The sequence below is a fragment of the Pseudomonas cimarronensis genome, assembly GCF_049331905.1.
Taxonomy (GTDB): Bacteria; Pseudomonadota; Gammaproteobacteria; order Pseudomonadales; family Pseudomonadaceae; genus Aquipseudomonas.
The window spans coordinates 435,800-452,491 of the sequence record NZ_CP186283.1 but is presented as its reverse complement, the minus strand read 5'-3'; the positions used below and the strand labels follow the sequence as shown (position 1 = coordinate 452,491).

Sequence of the window (16,692 nt, the reverse complement as noted above, 5' to 3'; positions counted from 1 at the left end):
CGGCCTGGTTAGTCGCGTAATTGTGCCAGCAGTTCGAAGGCATGCAGGCGGTCGGCGAAGTCATAGAGGTCGCAGGTGAAGATCAGTTCATCGGCGCCAGTCTGTTCCAGCAGCAGCTCCAGACGCGTGCGCACCTTGTCCGGCCCGCCGATCATTGCCATGCCGAGGAAGCTGCTCACGGCCTCTTTCTCATGCGGTAACCACAGGCCCTGCATGCTGGCCACCGGCGGTTTCTGCACCAGGCTCTGGCCGCGAATCAGCGCGAGGATGCGCTGGTAGGCCGAGGTGGCCAGGTATTCAGCCTGTTCATCCGTGTCGGCAGCGATCAGCGGTACGCCGAGCATTACATAGGGCTTGTCGAGCACTGCCGAGGGTTTGAAGTGGTTGCGGTAGACGCGAATCGCTTCATGCATATAGCGCGGCGCGAAGTGCGAGGCGAAGGCGTAGGGCAGGCCCTTTTCGCCCGCCAGCTGGGCACTGAACAGGCTGGAGCCGAGCAGCCAGATTGGCACATTGGTGTCGCTGCCGGGCATGGCGATTACCCGCTGATCCGGCGTGCGTGGGCCGAGGTAGCGCTGCAGCTCTGCAACATCCGCTGGGAAGTCGTCGGCGCTGCCAATCCGGTCGCGGCGCAGCGCCTGGGCGGTGAAGTGATCCGCCCCTGGCGCGCGACCCAGGCCCAATTCAATGCGGCCGGGGTAAAGCGTGGCCAGGGTGCCGAACTGCTCGGCAATTACCAGCGGTGCGTGATTGGGCAGCATCACCCCGCCGGAACCCAGGCGAATCTTCGACGTGCCGGCGGCCAGATACCCCAGCAGCACAGCAGTGGCTGAACTGGCGATGCCGTCCATATTGTGGTGTTCGGCCACCCAGAAACGCTCGAAGCCCAGGCGCTCGACATGCTGCGCCAGCGCCAGGGAGTTGTGCAGGGCCTGGGCGGCGTTGCCGTCATCGCGAATCGGGGCGAGGTCCAGGGTGGAGAATTTGCTCTGTGCGAGTGCGCTCATCGGGCCGCCTGTGGGTTATCCGTGTGTTGGGGCGCCACAAAGCGCCAATACCTGAGTTAGATAGTGGGGCTTGTTCTACGGATTCCAAGGGGCACGTTGCGTCGGGTGGGAAGGCCGGCGGCCATGTTCAGGCATGACCGCAGCATTGGGGGCTCAGCTATCGCTCAGGCGGAAGCCGATCTTCAAGGTGACCTGATAGTGACCGACCTTGCCATCCACGATATGCCCACGGGTCTCCACCACCTCGAACCAGTCGAGGTTGCGTACCGACTTGGCGCATTCGGCCAGGGCATTTTCGATGGCATCCTCGATGCTGACTTTCGAGGACCCGACGATTTCGATTTTCTTGTAGGTGTGATGGTCGGACATGGGCGTTCTCCACAGGTTGATGATTCAACGCTAGTTGAGTCGCCGCAGTTCTGCCCGGCGCCGATTCAGCCTTGCAACTCGTGACGTAGCCAGGCGGCCAACAGTTGTGCGCGTTTATCCAGGCGCCGTGCCGGCACCCACAGGGCCAGGCGTGCCGAGGTTTCGACAAAGCCCCAGGGCGCGACCAGGCGACCGCCGGCCAGGTCGTCGGTCACCAGTTGCTGCGGTGCGATGGCCACACCCAGGCCGGCTGCTGCGGCTTCCAGCAGGTAATACAGATGCTCGAAACCCTGGCCGAGCTTCAGTGCGCTGGCATCCAGCCCGTTGCTGGCGGCCCAGCTGGGCCAGGCCTGCGGGCGCGAGCTGGTATGCAGCAAGGGTTCACCGAGCAGCGCAGCGGCGGGTGCCTGATGCAATGCGGCGAACTGCGCATAACGTGGGCTAAGCACCGGGCCGATGCGCTCGGCGGCCAGCTCGAACACCTGCATATCCGCTGGCCACGGCGGTTCGGCGAACCACAGGGTGGCATCCACTCCGCTGCGCCGTGGGTCCAGCTCGCCTTCGCTGGCGGACAGCTGCAGGCGCAGTTCCGGCAACTCGCGGTTGAGTCGGTCCAGACGCGGGATAAACCAGCGCGCCAGCAGGCTACCCGGGCAGGCCAGGACAAACGGTGCGTCGGCCTGACCCTGCTGCAGCTCGGCACAGGTGCTGCGCAGGCGGTTGAACAGTTCGGCGCTAACATCGCGCAGGCGAATGCCGGAATCTGTGAGTTTAAGGCCGCGACCTTCCTTGCTGAACAGCGCTACACCCAGGTGCTCTTCCAGGCTGCGCACCTGCCGGCTGACCGCGCCATGAGTGACATGCAGTTCGTTAGCCGCCTGGCTGATGCTGTTCAAGCGCGCCGCTGCTTCAAAGGCGCGCAAGGCGTTTAGCGGTGGAAGGTCGTGGCTCATCTGTGAGTTTTCCTGACAGGTTGCGGCGATCTTATCGCTTTTGCCGCGCGCGCCACAGCTTTATCCTGTGCCCATTGCCGTAGAAGCGAGCATCACTGCCCGCGAATCGCGCTCGAATTTTCCGAGGAGAACACCATGACTTCCTTCCGCGCTGGCCCTGACGCCAACGGCCTGTTCGGCTCGTTCGGTGGCCAATATGTTGCCGAAACCCTGATGCCGCTGATCCACGATCTGGCCGAAGAGTATGAAAAGGCCAAGCTCGACCCCGAGTTCCAGAAGGAGCTGGCCTACTTCCAGCGTGATTTCGTCGGCCGCCCGAGCCCGCTGTATTTCGCCGAGCGCCTGACCGCGATGTGCGGCGGCGCGAAGATCTACTTCAAGCGTGAAGAGCTCAATCACACCGGCGCGCACAAGATCAACAACTGCATCGGCCAGGCCCTGCTGGCCAAGCGCATGGGCAAGAAACGCATCATCGCCGAGACCGGCGCCGGCATGCACGGCGTGGCCACCGCCACCGTGGCCGCGCGCTTCGGCATGGAGTGCGTGATCTTTATGGGTACCACCGACATCGATCGCCAGCAGGCCAACGTGTTCCGCATGAAGCTGCTGGGTGCCACCGTGATTCCGGTCGTCGCTGGCACCGGCACGCTCAAGGATGCGATGAACGAAGCGCTGCGTGACTGGGTGACCAACGTGCACAACACCTTCTACATGATCGGCACCGTGGCTGGCCCGCACCCTTATCCGGCGATGGTGCGCGACTTCCAGGCGGTGATTGGCAAGGAAACCCGCGAGCAGATCCTCGCCCAGGAAGGCCGTCTGCCCGACAGCCTGGTGGCCTGCATCGGTGGTGGCTCCAACGCCATCGGCCTGTTCCACCCGTTCCTCGACGATAAAGACGTACAGATCGTCGGCGTGGAAGCGGCCGGTTACGGCATCGAAACCGGCAAGCACGCGGCCAGCCTGAATGGCGGCGTACCGGGCGTGCTGCACGGCAACCGCACCTTCCTGCTGCAGAACGACGACGGCCAGATCATTGACGCCCACTCGATTTCTGCCGGTCTGGACTATCCCGGCATCGGCCCTGAGCACGCCTGGTTGCATGATGTCGGCCGGGTTGAATACACCTCGGTGACCGACGACGAAGCCCTGGCTGCGTTCCACACCTGCTGCCGCCAGGAAGGGATCATTCCGGCCCTGGAAAGCGCTCACGCCCTGGCCGAAGCCTTCAAACGTGCGCCCACCCTGCCCAAGGAGCACCTGATGGTGATCAACCTGTCCGGGCGTGGCGACAAGGACATGCAGACCGTTATGCACCACATGGAAAACACAGTGCAGGAGAACCACTGATGAGCCGCCTGCAAACCCGCTTTGCCGAGCTGAAAGAGCAGAACCGCGCCGCTCTGGTGACCTTCGTCACTGCCGGCGACCCGAACTACGACGCCTCCCTGGCGATTCTCAAGGGCCTGCCGGCTGCCGGCGCCGATGTGATCGAGTTGGGTATGCCCTTTACCGATCCGATGGCCGATGGCCCGGCGATCCAGCTGGCGAATATCCGCGCGCTGGAAGGCGGCCAGGACCTGGCGAAAACCCTGCAGATGGTCCGCGCATTCCGCGAAGGCGAACAGGTGACGCCGCTGGTGCTGATGGGCTACTTCAACCCGATCCACAAGTACGGCGTGGCGCGCTTTATTGCCGAAGCCAAGGAAGCCGGTGTCGATGGTCTGATCGTCGTCGATCTGCCGCCTGAGCATAACGCGGACCTGTGCGACCCAGCTCAAGCCGCAGGTTTGGACTTTATCCGCCTGACCACCCCGACCACCGACGACAAGCGCCTGCCCAAGGTGCTCAACGGCAGCTCCGGTTTCGTTTACTACGTGTCGGTCGCCGGTGTGACCGGTGCCGGTTCGGCTACCCTGGATCACGTCGAGCAGGCCGTCACCCGCCTGCGTCGTCACACCGATCTGCCGCTGTGCATCGGCTTCGGTATCCGCACCCCGGAACATGCGGCGACCATCGCCCGTCTGGCTGAGGGCGTGGTGGTTGGCTCGGCGCTGATTGATCAGATTGCCAATGCCAAGACTGCCGAGCAGGCGGTGGATGGCGTGCTGAGCCTGTGTGCGGCGCTGGCTGAAGGGGTGCGCGGCGCGCGCGCCTGATTTGGCGGTGCTTCGCCGTGTAGCCCGGATGCAATCCGGGAGCATTTATTGTCAGTAAAACCCTTCCCGGATTTTATCCGGGCTACGGGTTCGGTGTAGGGTAGGCGGCGAAATGCCATCCACCCTATTTCCTTGCTCCGAGTCTCGCCATGTCACGTCCGCCTGTTGCTCGCAAACCCCGCGCCAGTAGCCAGAGCCGCATCGCCGGTATTCTTGCTGCTGCCCGCGAGTTGTTGGCCGAGCAGGGCGTGGCGGGCTTGTCGATCTACAGCGTGGCTGAGCGCGCGCAGATTCCACCGTCTTCGGTGTATCACTTCTTCGCCAGCGTGCCGGCCTTGCTGGAAGGGCTGACGGCGGATATCCACAGCGCGTTTCGCGCCTGCCTGCAGGAACCGATTGAACATGCCCGGCTGCGCGACTGGCGTGATCTGTCTCGGCTGATCGAGCAGCGCATGCTGGCGATCTACGCCGCCGATGCCGCCGCGCGTCAGCTGATTCTGGCGCAGCACGGTCTGGCCGAAGTGACCCAGGCGGATCGGCAGCACGACATCGAACTGGGGCAGTTGATGCAGCAGCTGTTCGACCGCCACTTTCCCTTGCCGCAGCTGCCGGAGGATGTCGATGTGTTCGCCCTGGCCATGGAACTGGGCGACCGCGTGTATGCCCGTTCGGTGCAACTGCACGGCGAAATCACCCCGCGCATGGCCGAGGAAGGTATGCGGGTGTTCGATGCCTATCTGAGTTTGTACCTGCCGCCCCATCTACCGAAACGCAATCTGTAGGAGTGGTCTTGGCCGCGATGGCGGACACCGCTGATCGCGGGCAAGCCCGCTCCTACAACCGCTGGATTCACAGCGTCTTTTCAAACACCTGCGAGTTGCGCTGGTAGTTGTACAGCGAGGCGCGCGCGGCCGGCAGGCGGTCGACGCTGCTGGGCTCGAAGCCGCGTTCGCGGAACCAGTGGGCAGTGCGCGTGGTGAGCACGAACAGGGTTTTCAGGCCCTGGGCGCGGGCGCGTTCCTCGATGCGTTCGAGCAGCTCGTCGCCACGGCCGCCATGGCGGTAGGCCGGGTTGACCGCGAGGCAGGCCAGTTCACCGAAATCCGAGTCGGCAATCTGGTACAGCGCGGCGCAGGCGATGATCAACCCTTCGCGCTCGACGATGCTGAACTGTTCGATTTCGCGCTCCAGCACCTCGCGTGAGCGGCGCACCAGAATGCCCTGGTCTTCCAGCGGGGTGATCAGTTCCATCAGCCCGCCAACATCCTCGATGGTCGCCTCGCGCAGCGATTCGAACTGCTCCTGGGCCACCAGGGTGCCGTTGCCGGTGCGGGTGAACAGCTCGCTGAGCAGTGCGCCATCTTCCGCATAACTGACGATATGGCTGCGGCGTACTCCGGCCTTGCAGGCCTCGGCGGCGGCATCCAGCAGCTCCGCCTGGTAGCTGCTGCCGAGGCGTTGCAGGTGCGCCGGCACTTGCTGTGGGCGCAGCTCGCGCACCAGCTTGCCGGCTTCGTCGAGCAGGCCGCACTCGGCGCCGAACAGCAGCAGCTTGTCGGCGTCGAGGTCAATGGCGGCGCGGGTCGCGACGTCCTCGCAGGCCAGGTTGAAGATCTCCCCGGTGGGCGAGTAGCCCAGCGGGGACAGCAGCACGATGCTGCGCTCATCCAGCTGGCGGTTGATGCCCTTGCGGTCAATGCGCCGCACTTCACCGGTGTGGTGGTAGTCAACGCCGTCGACCACGCCAATCGGCCGCGCGGTGACGAAGTTGCCGCTGGTGATGCGCAGACGCGAGCCCTGCATCGGCGAGCGCGCCATGTCCATCGACAGGCGCGCTTCGATGGCGATGCGCAGCTGGCCAACGGCGTCGATCACGCATTCCAGGGTCGGGCTGTCGGTGATCCGCAGGTCACGGTGAAAGCGCGGCGTCAGACCGTTGCTGGCCAGACGTGCCTCGATCTGCGGACGCGAGCCGTGTACCAGCACCAGGCGCACGCCGAGGCTGTGCAGCAGCACGAGGTCGTGAACGATATTGCCGAAATTCGGGTGAGCAACGCCCTCGCCCGGCAGCATCACCACAAAGGTGCAGTCGCGGTGGGCATTGATATAGGGCGAAGCGTGGCGGAGCCAGGTGACGTGGTCGTGCATTGCTTGAAAAACCTGTGTCGAATACGGAACGCATGGAGTGGCGCGGGCGCGCCAGACGAGGCAGCCGGGAGCGGTTTTATCGTCGCAGTTGGGGCAGCTTCACGCGTTCTCTCCTCCGGATGACACAGGTTGTTTGGCTTGTAGGCAGTAATGTTCGATCAGTTGTTGCAGCAGACGCACTGTAGGCTGCAAACGTGACATATCCAGGTATTCGCCGGGCTGGTGGGCGCAGTCGATATCACCTGGGCCGAGCACCAGGGTTTCGCAGCCGAGCTGCTGAAGATAAGGCGCTTCGGTGCCAAATGCCACTGCGGCGGCCGTATGCCCGGTCAGGCGTTCGGCCAGGCGCACCAGTTCGGCGTCGGCGGCCTGCTCGAAGGGCGGCACGCAGGGGAACAGTGGGGCAAAGTCGATCGTTACCTGGTGCTGTTCGGCCAGCGGTTGCAGCTTCTGGCGGATCGCCGCGCGCAGCATGTCCGGCTGCATGCCGGGCAGCGGGCGCAGGTCGAACTCCAGCGAGCACTGGCCGCAGATGCGGTTGGGGTTGTCGCCGCCATGGATGCAGCCGAAGTTCAGGGTCGGCTGCGGCACGCCGAACTGTGGGTTGTTGAACTCGCGCTGCCACTGCGCGCGCAGGCCGCGCAGCTCCAGCATCACGTCCTGCATGGCTTCCAGGGCGCTGTGGCCCAGGCGCGGATCGGAGGAGTGGCCGCTCTGCCCGAGAATATCGATGCGCTCCATCATCACGCCCTTGTGCAGGCGGATCGGCTTCAACCCGGTCGGCTCGCCGATCACTGCAGCCCGGCCCAGTGGTCGGCCGGCATCGGCCAGGGCGCGGGCGCCGGACATCGAGCTTTCTTCATCGCAGGTGGCGAGGATCAGCAATGGCTGCTGGAAACGCTGCGCTAGCAAGGGCTGCACCGCCTCAATCACCAGGGCGAAGAAGCCCTTCATATCGCAACTGCCGAGGCCGACCCAGCGGCCATCGACTTCGGTGAGTTTCAGCGGGTCGGTCTGCCACAGTGCGGCGTCGAACGGCACGGTGTCACTGTGCCCGGCCAGCACCAGGCCGCCGGGGCCGCTGCCGTAGCTGGCGAGCAGGTTGAATTTGCCGGGGGAAACTTCCTGCGTTTCGCAGGCGAAACCGAGGTCGCCGAGCCAGCTCGACAGCAGCTCGATGACTGCGCGGTTGGACTGGTCCCAATGCGCCTGGGTACAGCTCACCGACGGTGCGGCGATCAGGGCAGCGAACTGGTCTTTTAGGGAAGGCAGGGGCATCGGCAATCTCCGCAGGCGAGGCCCATCATAGGGCCATCGCCGGCAGAGATAAAACCGCGAAGGGGTTTAGAGGAAAACGCCGCGCAGGATAAAGAAGAAGCCGATCGACAGCGCCGCACCCACCGGCAGGGTGATCAGCCAGGACATAAAGATTTTGCCGATCACGCCCAGGTTCAGCGCGCCGATACCGCGGGCCAGGCCGACACCGAGCACTGCACCGACCAGGGTGTGAGTGGTGGAAATCGGCAGGCCGATGGCTGAAGCGCCGACCACGGTGGTGGCAGTGGCCAGTTCGGCGGCAAAGCCACGGCTTGGGGTCAGCTCGGTGATTTCCTTGCCGATGGTGGCGATCACCTTGTAACCGTAGGTGGCCAGGCCAATCACGATACCCACTGCGCCGAGCAGCAACACCCAGCCAGGCACGGCCGATTTGGCGCCAATGGCCATCTCACCGCCGGACTGGATCACCCCGACAATTGCCGCCAGTGGGCCGACGGCGTTGGCCACGTCGTTGGAGCCGTGGGCAAAGGCCATGGCGCAGGCGGTGAAGATCATCAGTACGGCGAAGACTTTCTCTACGCTGGCGTAGTGGAAGTCCTTGTCCGCCTCGATGTCGATCTTGATTCGGCTGAGCAGAATGATGCCGAGCAGCATGACCAGGCCGCCAACACCCAGGGAAAGGAGGAAACCTTCCATGCTGGAGAGGTTCAGGCCGATATGCTTGAGGCCCTTGGTCAGGGTCATGACGCTGACCATGAAGCCGGTGGCAAACATATACAGCGGCACGAAGCGTTTGGCGTTTTGGAACGGATGATCGGTGTCGATGATCAGCTTCTGTACGCTGACAAACAGGCCGAAGGCGACGATGCCGGACAGTACCGGGGAGACTACCCAGCTGGCCACGATGGGGCCAACGCCGCCCCAGTGCACGGCGTCCATGGACACGCCAACGGCCGCAAAGCCGATGACTGCGCCGACGATGGAGTGGGTGGTGGAAACCGGCCAGCCTTTGGTCGATGCCACCAGCAGCCAGGTGCCGGCTGCCAGCAGGGCCGACATCATGCCCAGCACCATCAGGTCCGGGGTGATCATCGACGCATCGACGATGCCGCTCTTGATGGTTTCGGTCACTTCGCCGCCGGCCAGGTAGGCACCGGCAAACTCGAAGACCATGGCGATCAGGATCGCCTGTTTGATGGTCAGTGCGCGTGAGCCCACCGAGGTGCCCATGGCATTGGCCACGTCATTGGCGCCCACGCCCCAGGCCATGAAAAAGCCGAAGAGACAGGCAAGCAGCAGCAATACGAGGCCGTAGTCCGCAATCAGAGACATAAATAATTAATCCGTAGATTCCAGAAAGGACACTGGCGCTTAGCGCGCCAGCAGTTGTTCCAGTCGGTTGCCGACACGTTCGGCACGATCGGCTACGTCGCCGATCCATTCGATGATCTGATAGAGGAACATCACATCGACAGGCGGGAGGTCCTTTTCCAGCTTGAACAGCGCACGCCGCACTTCGATTTGCATCTTGTCGGTGTCGCGTTCGATTTGTTCCAGCTCCATGACCATGGACTCGACCAGCGCCGCCTCGCGGCCGCCGAAGCCGGTTTCCAGCAGCTCGTCGAGCTCGTTCATGGCTTTCAGCGCCTGGGCGCTGGCGTCCACGGTGCGTTGCACAAAGCTGCGCATCAGTGGCTGAAGGTCCTGTGGAATGGCCATTTCGCGACCCAGCATCAGGCCGGCGATGTCCTTGGCGCGGTTGGCGACTTTGTCCTGTACACTCAGCAGCTCTAACAGATCCGAGCGCGGTACCGGCAGAAACAGGCTCTTGGGCAGGTGCAGGCGCACGCTTTTCTTGAGCTTGTCGGCCTCGTGTTCCAGGTTGGCCATTTCCTGTTGTATCTGTTCCACCTTGGCCCAGTCTTCCACCATCACGGCTTCGAAAAAGGGCACCAGATTCGCTGCACACTCGTGGGCTTTAGCGAAGTGCTTCTGCATCGGCCCAATGGGTGAGCGACCGAACAGGCTGGCAAATGGATTGGCTGGCATAGGGTGAACCCTGGGTTAAGAAGGCGGCAAGTATACGGATCAGGCTCCGGGCTCGCCAGCGCAGGTAATCGGACTGTCACAATTTCATAGTAGGCGTTGAATCCCACCATCATGAACAAAGAAACCGAAATTAAGTTGCGGGTCAGCCGGGAAACCCTGGCGGCTCTGCGTGATCACCCGTTGCTGAAGAAGCGCAACAAAAGTGGTTGGGAGCAGCGCGAACTTTTCAATCAGTATTTTGATACACCTTCGCGTGATCTGGCGGCGGCCAAAGTGGCCCTGCGTCTGCGCCGCGATGGCGAGCAGTTTATCCAGACCCTGAAAACCCGCGGGCAGAGCGTTGCCGGCCTGTCCGAGCGTAATGAATGGGACTGGTACCTGGCCAAGGCCAAGCTGGACCTGAAAAAGCTCGACGACAGCTGCTGGCCGGCAGCGCTGGCCGAGCTGGACAAGAAGCAGCTGGTGCCAATCTTTACCACTGATTTTGTCCGCGAGAAGGCGGAAATCGCCTGGGGCCGTGGCAAGGCCAAGGTCGTGATCGAAGCCGCGCTGGACCTGGGCAAGGTGCTTGCCGGCGAAGGTGAAGAAGAAATCTGCGAGCTGGAGCTGGAGCTGCGTCAGGGCGAGCCTGAAGCGCTGCTGGAACTGGCCGCCGAGTTGGCCGCCGACCTGGCGCTGATGCCTTGCGATATCAGCAAGGCCGAGCGCGGCTATCGCCTGTTCGATGCGAGCAGCTATAGCCTGAGCCTGCCCGCACCAGAGCTGAGCGCGGAGCAGAGCCTGGATGACGCGTTCCGGGTGATTGCCTGGCATCTGCTGGGTAGCAGTCAGCGACTGGCCGAGCAGTATCGCTTCAATGGTCACTGGAAACTGCTGGCGCAATGGCTGGAGAAACTGGTGGAGCTGCGGGCGTTGCTCGGTAGCCTTGGTCAGGCGGCACCTCGTGCGTCCACTCACAGCCTGCGTGAAGCGCTGGATGAGTTGTTGGCTGACTGGCGTCCGCGTTTGCTGGCCGGTCAGGCCGACGACAGCCTGCGCAAGAACGCCCCGGCGTTATTTGCTGCAGAGTTGCAGGGCAACCGCTGGGGGTTGTTCTCGCTGAACCTGTCGCGTTGGCTATTGGCCCGCAGCTGGACTGCGCAGCGCAACAGCCGAGGTAATCGCCAGGGCGCTGCGCCGCTGGGCAACTGGCTGCCGACGCTGATTGCCGACGAAGGCACGGCCCTGCAACTGCGTCGTTACCAGCAACAGCCGGAAGATCTGGCCGAGCAGTTGCCGCGTATCGAGCGTTTGCTGGTCTGGCTGCACCTGGCCCGCGAGGTGCTGGATGTGGCAGAAGTCGACCGTCTGTTCGGTGAGCTGAACAAGCTGGCAGAGCTGCTTGCCCTTCAGGCAAATCAACCCCTCGATCCCGAGGCGCTGGCTGCGCGCAAGGCGCAGCTAATCGCGATCGGCTCGTTGTCGGCCTGGCGTCAACTGGTCAAGTAAACGCCCGGCTTTTGTGGGAGGCGGTTTGGCGGCGAGCTGTTTTGCTCTTGTCGCGGCTGCGACTGCATGGATGCAGGAGGTAGCGCCGCGCCGGCTCCCGGCCGGCTTGCGGCATTCACCACATCCCTGTGGATTGCGAAGCAGGATGCCCGAGCCGAAAGCTCCTCCCACGCTCGGCAACTCGCCTTAGTCCTCAACTGCCATCGCGAAAGCGCGTCCACACGACGTCGCGGGTTGCGCTGTGCTTTTCTGGCAGGGTTTCCAGCGGATGCAGGCGGCGTTTGGTGTCGCGATCCGGGTAGAGGTCTGGTTGGTTGCGCAGGGCTTCATCGAGAAATTCGCGCGAGTCGGCGTTGCCGCTGGGGTACAGGGTTTCCGCGGTGATCAGCGCGGCGACCTGAGGCTGCATCAGGTAGTCGATAAAGCGGTGGGCCAGGTCCACACGCTTGGCGCTGCTGGGGATCACCAGGTTGTCGATAAACAGGATCGAACCCTCGTCCGGCACCATAAAGCGCACCGGCTGGCCAGCATCGGCGGCAGCCAGGGCATCGCCAACCCAGGCCATCGCCACGCACAACTTGCCTTGATTGAGGTCGTCGATATAGCGCTCGCTGTCGACGTAACGCAGGCTCGGGCGCAAGCCATCCAGTACCCGACTGGAGCGCTCGATGCGACTTGGTGCGCTGCGCGCCAAACTGCGGCCCTGGTAGTTGAGCAGCAGGGTCAGGGTCTCATCGGGGGCATCCAGCACGCTCATACCGCAGCTGGCCAGGCGTGAACTTTGGCTGGCATCGAACAGCAGGCTCCAGCTATTGGGCAGTGGGCCGCCAAAGGCAGCTTCGGCCTGTGGCGTGTTGATGGCCAGGCCCACCGCCCCCCACAGATAAGGCACGGCATGCTGGTTGGCGGGATCAAGGGCAACCAGGGTGCTGAGCAGTTGTTTGTCCAGGTGCTTGCGATTGGGCAGCAGGGCGAAGTCCAGTGGCTGGATGCTGCCGCTCTTGATCATGGTGGGCAGGGTGTCGTGTGACGGCACGGCCACGTCGATGGCTTCACCGCTGGCCAGTACCGTCTGCAGCTCTTCGGCGGTACTGTAGGTGTGGTACTCCACGCGAATACCGGTTTGTGCCTCGAAGTCCTTGAGCACCTGTGGGGCGATGTAGTCGTTCCAGTTGTAGACCCGGATCACCTCCTCGGCACTGGCCAGCAGCGGTGTCAGGACAAGCAGCAGTGAAGCAAGCAGGCGAGACATGGAGTCCTCCAATGTGGATTGGGGCTCCCAGCAGAAACGCGGGCGAACGCTGCCCGCCATCGCGAGTGGCGCGATGCCTAGGGCGGTTTCGCGGGGAGCGGGATAAAAAACGCCGGCTCAAAGGCCGGCGTTTGGGTGTTGCGTCAAACCGTGTGCAGGTACCAGTTGTATTCGAGGTCGGAGATCGAGTTTTCGAACTCGGCCAACTCGCTCTCCTTACAGGCAACGAAGATATCGATGTATTTCGGGTCGATATAACGTGCCAGCACTTCGTTGTCGTCCAGCTCGCGCAGGGCGTCACGCAGGTTGTTGGGCAGGCTCTGTTCGTTCTGCTCGTAGGAGTTGCCTTCCACCGGTGCGCTTGGCTCGATCTTGTTGGTCAGGCCGTGGTGCACGCCCGCCAGTACCGCCGACATCAGCAGGTAAGGGTTGGCATCGGCACCGGCCACGCGGTGTTCGATGCGCACGGCATCGGCGGTGTCATTCGGCACGCGTAGCGCTACGGTACGGTTGTCGATGCCCCAGCACGGCGAGTTAGGCACGTAGTACTGCGCGCCGAAGCGGCGGTAGGAGTTGACGTTCGGGCAGAGGAAGGCCATCGACGCGGGCATGGTTTCCAGTACGCCGCCGATGGCATGGCGCAGTGCATCATTCTGCTCCGGGTCATCGCAGGCGAAGATATTGTTGCCCTGCTTGTCGAGTACCGAAATATGCACGTGTAGCCCGTTACCCGCCTGGTTGGGGTAGGGCTTGGCCATGAAGGTGGTGTCCATTTCATGGTCGTAGGCAATGTTCTTGATCAGGCGCTTGAGTAGCAGCGCGTGGTCGCAGGCTTTGATCGGGTCGGCGACGTGGTGCAGGTTGACTTCGAACTGCGCCGGGGCGCTTTCCTTGACGATGGCGTCAGCCGGGATGCCCTGCTCTTTGGCGCCTTCAAGAATGTCCTGCAGGCACTCGGCGTATTCGTCGAGGTCATCGATCAGGTACACCTGGGTCGATTGCGGGCGCTTGCCCGACAGCGGCGACAGCGGCGGCTGTGGACGGCCGTTCACGTTGGCCTGGTCGATCAGGTAGAACTCGATTTCAAAGGCGGCGCAGATGGTAAGGCCCAGTTCGTCGAACTTCGCAACCACCTGGCGCAACACTTCCCGTGGGTCAGCGAAGAACGGCTCGCCTTCCATTTCATGCATGGTCATCAGCAGTTGCGCGGTAGGGCGCTTTTGCCAGGGCTCATTGCTCAGGGTGTTGGGGATGGGAAAGCAGACCCGGTCGGCGTCACCGATATCCAGACCCAGGCCGGTGCTTTCCACCGTCGAGCCGTTGATATCCAGAGCGAATAGAGAAGCCGGGAGATTAATGCCGCGCTCGTAAACCTTATGCAGGCTCGCACGCTCGATACGCTTGCCGCGCACCACACCATTCATATCTGCGATCAGAAGGTCGACGAACAGGACCTCAGGATGTTTCTTAAGGAACGCGTTCGCTTCGTTAAGCTGAACGGCACGCGGGGGTACCGACATGATGCAACACCTTTTTTGTTAAAAATATCAATCATGCAATTGCACAGGTGTGAGTCAATCTTAAACACCCTGTGCTGTCAAGAGAGGCGCATTTTGCCCCAAAAGGGGGCTTCATGGCCAATTTTAGGGCATTGCAGGGCATTGCGGCCCTGCTGAAACCCTTGTCTGCCGGGGTGCTCAGTCGGGTGTGTTCAATTTTTTACATGACTATTGTGAAAAAAAATGAACAAGGCTAAGCTCGGTCGAAACCCATAACAGCAATAAAACGGGTGTCTCATGTCGCGCCAGCCGATCATCGGCGTTAGTGCCTGTACCAAGCAGCTCGGGCACAACATCTATCACACCGCAGGTGATAAATACCTGCAGGCCATTGTCACCGTCGCTGGCGGTATGCCGGTGATCATTCCGGCCCTGGGCGAGCAGATCGATCAGCAATACCTGCTGCAGCACATTGATGGCCTGGTGTTTCCCGGCTCTCCGTCCAACGTCGAACCCCATCATTACAGTGGCCCAGCCAGCGATGCCGGCACCCTGCATGATGCAGCCCGCGACAGCACAACCCTTCCTCTGATTAAAGCAGCAATTGCCCAGGGCATTCCGGTGCTCGGCATTTGTCGCGGCTTTCAGGAGATGAACGTGGCCTTTGGCGGTGCCCTGCACCAGAAGGTGCACGAAGTCGACGGCTACATGGATCACCGTGAGCCTGAAGACACCCCCGCAGAACAGCAATATGGCCTGCGTCACGCGCTGCATGTGCAGCCAGGCGGGCTGCTCGCCGGCATCGGCTTGCCGGACGAGATTCAGGTCAATTCCATTCATGGCCAGGGCGTTCAGCGTCTGGCGCCGGGCCTTCGCGTAGAAGCACTGGCGCCTGACGGGTTGATCGAAGCCTTCTCCGTCGAAGGTGCCAAAAGCTTTGCATTGGGGGTGCAATGGCACCCTGAATGGCAGGTACGATCCAACCCGAATTATCTCGCCATCTTCCAGGCCTTTGGTGAGGCTTGCAGGAAGAAGGCGGGGCAACGCTGAGCCGACTATATATAGGTCGGCTCTCACCAACCCTGAGGTCTCTATGAGTACCAAACTAGACCAGCTTTCGAGCTGGCTGAAAGAACGCAAAATCACCGAAGTTGAATGCCTGATCAGCGATCTTACCGGCATTGCCCGCGGCAAGATCTCGCCGACCAACAAGTTCCTCGACGAGAAGGGCATGCGCCTCCCCGAGAGCGTGCTGCTGCAGACCGTAACCGGCGACTACGTCGAGGACGACATCTATTACGACCTGCTCGACGAAGCGGACATCGACATGTTCTGCCGCCCGGACGAGAACGCCGTGTTCCTCGTGCCTTGGGCCATCGAGCCGACTGCGATGGTGATTCACGACACCTTCGACAAGCAGGGCAACCCGATCGAGCTGTCGCCGCGCAACATCCTCAAGAATGTGCTCAAGCTCTACGCGGACAAGGGCTGGAAGCCAATCGTCGCGCCGGAAATGGAGTTCTACCTGACCAAACGCAACAGTGACCCGGACTTCCCCCTGGTGGCGCCGATTGGCCGTTCCGGACGTCCGGAAACCGGTCGCCAGTCGTTCTCCATCGACGCGGCCAACGAATTCGATCCGCTGTTCGAGGACATGTACGACTGGTGTGAGCTGCAAGGCCTGGACCTCGACACGCTGATTCACGAAGAAGGCCCGGCGCAGATGGAAATCAACTTCCGTCACGGCGATGCCCTGCACCTGGCCGACCAGATTCTGGTGTTCAAGCGCACCATGCGTGAAGCCGCGCTCAAGCACGACGTGGCCGCCACCTTTATGGCCAAGCCGATCACCGATCAGCCGGGCAGCGCGATGCACATTCACCAGAGCGTGGTGGACATCAAGACCGGCAAGAACCTGTTCTCCAATGCCGACGGCAGCATGAGCGAACTGTTCATGCAGCACATTGGTGGCCTGCAGAAGTACATCCCCGAGCTGTTGCCGCTGTTCGCGCCCAACGTCAACTCGTTCCGCCGCTTCCTGCCGGATACCTCGGCACCGGTGAACGTCGAGTGGGGCGAAGAGAACCGCACTGTGGGCCTGCGTGTACCGGAAGCCACGCCGCAGAACCGCCGCGTGGAAAACCGCCTGGCCGGCGCCGATGCCAACCCGTACCTGGTGCTGGCGGCGACCCTGCTGTGCGGCTACATGGGCATGGTCGGCGACGTCAAACCGAGTGCACCGGTCAAGGGCCGTGGCTACGAGCGTCGCAACCTGCGCCTGCCAGTGACCATCGAAAGCGCACTGGAGCGTATGGAAGCCTGCAAGGACGCCGAGAAGTACCTCGGCGAGAAGTTCATCCGTGGCTACGTGGCGGTAAAACGCGCCGAGCACGAGAACTACAAGCGGGTGATCAGCTCCTGGGAGCGTGAGTTCCTGCTGTTGTCGGTGTAACAGCCAGGCTGCTGGCGCGGGTGATCCCTGCGCCAGCG

General features: G+C 62.4%; 15 protein-coding genes. 6 read left to right on the top strand and 9 right to left on the bottom strand.

Features of this window, described 5'->3' with window-relative positions; translation table 11 throughout:
• Nucleotides 1-8 precede the first annotated feature (8 nt).
• The 3 genes from ACOCLD_RS02145 to ACOCLD_RS02135 all read right to left on the bottom strand — a co-directional run bounded on the left by ACOCLD_RS02145 (nt 9) and on the right by ACOCLD_RS02135 (nt 2,329).
• A complete protein-coding gene (locus ACOCLD_RS02145) occupies nt 9-1,007 on the bottom strand; it encodes an LLM class flavin-dependent oxidoreductase (protein WP_233685614.1) in 999 nt (332 codons plus the stop codon).
• A gap of 153 nt (nt 1,008-1,160) precedes the next feature.
• Nucleotides 1,161-1,376 (bottom strand): dodecin, encoded by a 216-nt coding sequence (locus tag ACOCLD_RS02140; RefSeq protein ID WP_233685613.1) that lies wholly within the window; start codon nt 1,374-1,376, stop codon nt 1,161-1,163.
• A 65-nt stretch (nt 1,377-1,441) separates the two neighbouring features.
• Entirely contained in the window at nt 1,442-2,329 is an 888-nt protein-coding gene (locus tag ACOCLD_RS02135) for a LysR family transcriptional regulator (protein ID WP_422910671.1), read from the bottom strand.
• Between the two features lie 135 nt (nt 2,330-2,464).
• On the opposite strand from ACOCLD_RS02135, the gene trpB reads away from it, so the two are divergent.
• The 3 genes from trpB to ACOCLD_RS02120 all read left to right on the top strand — a co-directional run bounded on the left by trpB (nt 2,465) and on the right by ACOCLD_RS02120 (nt 5,270).
• On the top strand, nt 2,465-3,679 hold the full coding sequence (trpB, locus tag ACOCLD_RS02130) for a tryptophan synthase subunit beta (RefSeq protein WP_422910670.1): 1,215 nt from the start codon (nt 2,465-2,467) through the stop codon (nt 3,677-3,679).
• Entirely contained in the window at nt 3,679-4,488 is an 810-nt protein-coding gene (trpA, locus tag ACOCLD_RS02125; protein ID WP_422910669.1) for a tryptophan synthase subunit alpha, read from the top strand. The genes trpB and trpA overlap by 1 nt, the downstream gene beginning before the upstream one ends.
• 149 nt (nt 4,489-4,637) lie before the next feature.
• Complete coding sequence (locus tag ACOCLD_RS02120; RefSeq protein WP_422910668.1) at nt 4,638-5,270, top strand: TetR/AcrR family transcriptional regulator; 633 nt, start codon at nt 4,638-4,640, stop codon at nt 5,268-5,270.
• Between the two features lie 67 nt (nt 5,271-5,337).
• On the opposite strand, the gene argA is transcribed toward ACOCLD_RS02120, so the two are convergent.
• The 4 genes from argA to ACOCLD_RS02100 all read right to left on the bottom strand — a co-directional run bounded on the left by argA (nt 5,338) and on the right by ACOCLD_RS02100 (nt 9,963).
• Complete coding sequence (argA, locus tag ACOCLD_RS02115) at nt 5,338-6,636, bottom strand: amino-acid N-acetyltransferase (protein ID WP_422910667.1); 1,299 nt, start codon at nt 6,634-6,636, stop codon at nt 5,338-5,340.
• A 99-nt stretch (nt 6,637-6,735) separates the two neighbouring features.
• On the bottom strand, nt 6,736-7,914 hold the full coding sequence (argE, locus tag ACOCLD_RS02110; RefSeq protein ID WP_422910666.1) for an acetylornithine deacetylase: 1,179 nt from the start codon (nt 7,912-7,914) through the stop codon (nt 6,736-6,738).
• Between the two features lie 66 nt (nt 7,915-7,980).
• Nucleotides 7,981-9,246 carry an inorganic phosphate transporter gene (locus ACOCLD_RS02105; RefSeq protein WP_257779732.1) on the bottom strand — a complete coding sequence of 422 codons (1,266 nt, stop codon included), beginning with the start codon at nt 9,244-9,246 and terminating at the stop codon, nt 7,981-7,983.
• 39 nt (nt 9,247-9,285) lie between these two features.
• Nucleotides 9,286-9,963 carry a TIGR00153 family protein gene (locus tag ACOCLD_RS02100; RefSeq protein ID WP_257779733.1) on the bottom strand — a complete coding sequence of 226 codons (678 nt, stop codon included), beginning with the start codon at nt 9,961-9,963 and terminating at the stop codon, nt 9,286-9,288.
• A 111-nt stretch (nt 9,964-10,074) separates the two neighbouring features.
• Between ACOCLD_RS02100 and ACOCLD_RS02095 the strand changes: the two genes are divergently transcribed.
• Nucleotides 10,075-11,451, top strand: a complete 1,377-nt coding sequence (locus tag ACOCLD_RS02095) for an inorganic triphosphatase (protein WP_422910665.1) — start codon at nt 10,075-10,077, stop codon at nt 11,449-11,451.
• 193 nt (nt 11,452-11,644) lie between these two features.
• On the opposite strand, the gene ACOCLD_RS02090 is transcribed toward ACOCLD_RS02095, so the two are convergent.
• The gene (locus ACOCLD_RS02090) at nt 11,645-12,703 is read right to left on the bottom strand and encodes an extracellular solute-binding protein (protein ID WP_422910664.1); all 1,059 of its coding nucleotides are present in this window, start codon (nt 12,701-12,703) and stop codon (nt 11,645-11,647) included.
• Between the two features lie 143 nt (nt 12,704-12,846).
• Nucleotides 12,847-14,223 (bottom strand): glutamine synthetase family protein, encoded by a 1,377-nt coding sequence (locus ACOCLD_RS02085; RefSeq protein ID WP_257779736.1) that lies wholly within the window; start codon nt 14,221-14,223, stop codon nt 12,847-12,849.
• A 276-nt stretch (nt 14,224-14,499) separates the two neighbouring features.
• Between ACOCLD_RS02085 and ACOCLD_RS02080 the strand changes: the two genes are divergently transcribed.
• Nucleotides 14,500-15,252 (top strand): gamma-glutamyl-gamma-aminobutyrate hydrolase family protein, encoded by a 753-nt coding sequence (locus tag ACOCLD_RS02080; RefSeq protein WP_257779737.1) that lies wholly within the window; start codon nt 14,500-14,502, stop codon nt 15,250-15,252.
• Nucleotides 15,253-15,295: 43 nt separating this feature from the next.
• Complete coding sequence (locus ACOCLD_RS02075) at nt 15,296-16,654, top strand: glutamine synthetase family protein (RefSeq protein ID WP_233685600.1); 1,359 nt, start codon at nt 15,296-15,298, stop codon at nt 16,652-16,654.
• The last annotated feature ends 38 nt before the right edge of the window (nt 16,655-16,692 follow it).

What these genes read in the sequence shown, in the direction of transcription:
- ACOCLD_RS02145 (WP_233685614.1), bottom strand. Translation starts at nt 1,007, where the DNA reads ATGAGCGCACTCGCACAGAGCAAATTCTCCACCCTGGACCTCGCCCCG.
- ACOCLD_RS02080 (WP_257779737.1), top strand. Translation starts at nt 14,500, where the DNA reads ATGTCGCGCCAGCCGATCATCGGCGTTAGTGCCTGTACCAAGCAGCTC.
- ACOCLD_RS02100 (WP_257779733.1), bottom strand. Translation starts at nt 9,963, where the DNA reads ATGCCAGCCAATCCATTTGCCAGCCTGTTCGGTCGCTCACCCATTGGG.
- ACOCLD_RS02075 (WP_233685600.1), top strand. Translation starts at nt 15,296, where the DNA reads ATGAGTACCAAACTAGACCAGCTTTCGAGCTGGCTGAAAGAACGCAAA.
- ACOCLD_RS02120 (WP_422910668.1), top strand. Translation starts at nt 4,638, where the DNA reads ATGTCACGTCCGCCTGTTGCTCGCAAACCCCGCGCCAGTAGCCAGAGC.
- ACOCLD_RS02085 (WP_257779736.1), bottom strand. Translation starts at nt 14,223, where the DNA reads ATGTCGGTACCCCCGCGTGCCGTTCAGCTTAACGAAGCGAACGCGTTC.
- ACOCLD_RS02105 (WP_257779732.1), bottom strand. Translation starts at nt 9,246, where the DNA reads ATGTCTCTGATTGCGGACTACGGCCTCGTATTGCTGCTGCTTGCCTGT.
- argE (WP_422910666.1), bottom strand. Translation starts at nt 7,914, where the DNA reads ATGCCCCTGCCTTCCCTAAAAGACCAGTTCGCTGCCCTGATCGCCGCA.
- ACOCLD_RS02095 (WP_422910665.1), top strand. Translation starts at nt 10,075, where the DNA reads ATGAACAAAGAAACCGAAATTAAGTTGCGGGTCAGCCGGGAAACCCTG.
- ACOCLD_RS02135 (WP_422910671.1), bottom strand. Translation starts at nt 2,329, where the DNA reads ATGAGCCACGACCTTCCACCGCTAAACGCCTTGCGCGCCTTTGAAGCA.
- argA (WP_422910667.1), bottom strand. Translation starts at nt 6,636, where the DNA reads ATGCACGACCACGTCACCTGGCTCCGCCACGCTTCGCCCTATATCAAT.
- trpA (WP_422910669.1), top strand. Translation starts at nt 3,679, where the DNA reads ATGAGCCGCCTGCAAACCCGCTTTGCCGAGCTGAAAGAGCAGAACCGC.
- ACOCLD_RS02090 (WP_422910664.1), bottom strand. Translation starts at nt 12,703, where the DNA reads ATGTCTCGCCTGCTTGCTTCACTGCTGCTTGTCCTGACACCGCTGCTG.
- ACOCLD_RS02140 (WP_233685613.1), bottom strand. Translation starts at nt 1,376, where the DNA reads ATGTCCGACCATCACACCTACAAGAAAATCGAAATCGTCGGGTCCTCG.
- trpB (WP_422910670.1), top strand. Translation starts at nt 2,465, where the DNA reads ATGACTTCCTTCCGCGCTGGCCCTGACGCCAACGGCCTGTTCGGCTCG.